General features: G+C 66.2%; 3 protein-coding genes. All 3 read right to left on the bottom strand.

The genetic code is table 11. The features are described 5' to 3' along the window. Window positions 1–128: 128 nt before the first annotated feature. Complete coding sequence (locus tag VL973_RS03300; protein ID WP_325282604.1) at window positions 129–1,115, bottom strand: glutathione S-transferase family protein; 987 nt, start codon at window positions 1,113–1,115, stop codon at window positions 129–131. A 37-nt stretch (window positions 1,116–1,152) separates the two neighbouring features. After that, the gene (locus VL973_RS03295) at window positions 1,153–1,974 is read right to left on the bottom strand and encodes a glutaminyl-peptide cyclotransferase (RefSeq protein ID WP_325282603.1); all 822 of its coding nucleotides are present in this window, start codon (window positions 1,972–1,974) and stop codon (window positions 1,153–1,155) included. 23 nt (window positions 1,975–1,997) lie between these two features. After that, the coding region (locus VL973_RS03290; RefSeq protein ID WP_325282602.1) for a cold-shock protein at window positions 1,998–2,496 on the bottom strand (499 nt) is incomplete at its 5' end.

Below are 2,496 nucleotides of genomic sequence, written 5' to 3'. Positions count from 1 at the left end.
CGCGGGTGTCGGCGCCGGGGCGGGCGGCGGTTGCGACGGCGCGACGCAAGCGCCGACGAACAGGAGCGGCAGGGTGGCAAGGAGCGGACGCGACATATCCTGCCTTATGCGGTGAGCGGGCACCCGGTTCAACCGCCGATGCCGCGTGCATCAGCCTCACCGATCCGCCCCTGCGCCGGGCCGATGGGCACGACCCCGCCGGGATTGATGTCGGGATGGCTGCGATAATAATGCGCCTTGATCTGGTCGAGGTCGATCGTCGCCGCAACGCCCGGCAGTTCGGCGATGCGTCGCGCGAAATCGGACAGGCGCGGATAATCAATCAGCCGCCGCCAGTTGCACTTGAAATGCCCGTGATAGACCGGATCGAACCGGACCAGCGTGGTAAAGGCGCGTATATCCGCCTCGGTCAGGCGGTCCCCGACCAGCCATTCGCGCTCCGCCAGCCGTTCCTCCAGCCAGTCGAGCGTGTCGAACACCTCGCGCGCCGCCTTTTCATAGGCCTGCTGCTTGCGCGCGAAGCCGGCGCGATAGACGCCGTTGTTCAGCCCCGGATAGACCCGATCGTTGACCGCATCGATCTCCGCGCGCAGCGCCGATGGGTAGAAATCGCCCGCCGCCGCGCCGCAATGGTCGAACGCGCTGGACAGCATTCGCAGGATTTCCGACGATTCGTTGTTCACGATCGTCTGCGTCTCGGCGTCCCACAGGACCGGCACCGTGACCTTTCCGGTCATGCCGCTGCGTGCGCGGGTATAAAGCTGGTGCAGATGCTCGAGACCGTAAAGCGGCTCGCCCGTCCCGCCAAAGGTTTCGGCAAAGCTCCACCCATATTCACCCATCACCGGGCCGACGACCGTCACCGGAATGGCATCTTCCAATCGTTTGAGCGCGCGAACGACCAGCGTGCGGTGCGCCCATGGACAGGCAAGGCTGACATACAGGCGATAGCGCCCCGGCTCTGCCTTGAAGCCGCGCTGCCCATCGGGACCGGCACCCCCATCGGCGGTCAGCCAGTCGCGAAAACCGCTGTCGACGCGTTCGAACTCACCCTTGTCGTTGGTGGGCGCGACGGCTTCGTCGCCATGCCATTGCCCGTCGATCAACCTGCCCATGCCGCCTCCGTTCGTTTCGGGGCCAACGCGCAAACGCCTATTTGGGGTCCGGCAGCGCGATCTCGAACAGGCTGGGCCAGTATTTGCCGGTCACGAACAGCCGCCGCCCCTCGGCATTCCATGCGATGCCGTTCAACACCGCCTCGGCATCGGGGCGCGGCACTTGCGCGACGATCGGCGACAGGTCGAAACGGCGAGTCACGCAGCCTGTTTGCGGGTCGATCGCGACAATCACATCGCTGTGCCAGATATTCGCCAGCACCAGCCCGTCGACCCACTCAAGCTCGTTGAGTTGCGGCAGCGGTGTTCCCGCCAGCGTGACGCGGACGCGCCCGGTTTCGGCGAACGTGGCCGCGTCGTGGAAGATCAACGCATCGCTGCCGTCGGAACGGATATAGCGCTGCCCGTCGCTGGTCAGCCCCCATCCCTCCCCTGAGTAGCGAAAGCTCCCCAGGGGTTTGAGCGTATCGGCGGAAAAGCGGTGCGCGACGCCGCTGGTCCAGGTCAGTGCGACCAGTTCATTGCCGATTCGCGCCAGCCCTTCCCCGAATTGCGTATCGGGCAAGGCCCGGCGCGTGATGACGCGGCCGGTGCGCGGTTCCACGCGGCGGACGCTCGACTGCCCCTCCTGCCCCGTGCTTTCGAACAGGGAACCACGGTGCCACAGCAGACCTTGGGTAAAGGCTCGCGAATCATGCGGCATCCGCGCGATCACGCGCACCGGTTCGAGCGCGGGTGCCGGACAGGACGTTTCGACCGGCGCAGCCTGCACCGGCAGCGCGCTTGCACCCGGACACGAAAACGCCGCGCCGGTGACAACCGACGCGGCGATTCGCAGGATCGATCCGGCGCGCGCCACGCGTGCCTTTCCGATCCGGTTGATTACTGAACCGGCTGAAGATTCACGGCGGCATATTTACCGCGACGATCAACTTCCAGCTCGAACTCCAGCCGATCGCCTTCGTTCAGCGTCGGCATACCGGCGCGCTCGACAGCGGAGATATGCACGAACGCATCGGGCTGACCATCGTCACGCTGGATGAAGCCAAAGCCCTTCATCGCGTTGAAGAACTTGACCGTTCCCGAAGCGCGCTCACCGGTCAGCTGACGCTGCGGCCCGCCCCGCGGCGCACCGCCGGCAGCATCGCGATCGCCACGCGGCGCTGCCGCCGCGCCACCCGTGACCGGCAGCGGCTCACCCTCGATCTTGAGTTCCGTCGCCGAGATACGGCCACCGCGGTCGACTAGGGTGAAGCCCAGCGGCTGGCCCTCGGCCAGACCGGTCAGGCCAGCCTGCTCGACCGCGCTGATGTGCACGAACACATCCTCGCCGCCGCCTTCCTGGGCGATGAAGCCGAAGCCCTTTTGGCCGTTGAAGAAT

This window comes from Sphingomonas sp. (genome assembly GCF_035490575.1).
In the GTDB taxonomy this organism is placed as follows: domain Bacteria; phylum Pseudomonadota; class Alphaproteobacteria; order Sphingomonadales; family Sphingomonadaceae; genus Sphingomonas.
The sequence above is the reverse complement of the archived record's forward strand: the minus strand, read 5'-3'. Positions and strand labels throughout refer to the sequence as shown.